1 pseudogene is annotated in these 505 nt (G+C 25.9%); it reads right to left on the minus strand.

The features are described 5' to 3' along the window. Window positions 1-273: 273 nt before the first annotated feature. Window positions 274-505, minus strand: a pseudogene (locus BACFIN_RS00125) (hypothetical protein); the annotation flags it as partial.

Genomic DNA, 505 nt, shown 5'->3' on the forward strand with positions numbered 1-505 from the left:
ACTTTTCTTTTTTATATTCTCTATATAGGAAATAGAAAATTTTTGGTTGTAAGAGTTATAGATTTACTGTAAGTAGTTGATTATATTCTAATTCATTTATTGTGAAGTAAAGATATAATATCTACCAATTTTCATATTTACCTCCAAACATCATTATTTCAATATCTTCTTTCATTATAATCTATCTATTGTCTTATTTACCTTTCACTTAAATAATCTAAGAACTGAATATCTTAGTTTTGACTTACTACTGTCTTTTTGAAAATGGAAATATTACTTTGCATCAATAATACGATCAATTCTTTCTTGTTCTTTCTTTACAAACTCATATAATTCGGGTTCGAGAGCCAGTTTGTGAGTTTGGATTTGGTTGAATATTACTGATTCAAAAATGTTCATTAGTTCTCTGGCTATATCTATTATATTATTTTTTTTCTTGCAAATATCAGATATTATCGGTGTGTATTCGGGATTGAGTTTCTTACATGTTGTTGCCATTTGTTTT

The organism is Bacteroides finegoldii DSM 17565, from assembly GCF_000156195.1.
Classification (GTDB): Bacteria; Bacteroidota; Bacteroidia; order Bacteroidales; family Bacteroidaceae; genus Bacteroides; species Bacteroides finegoldii.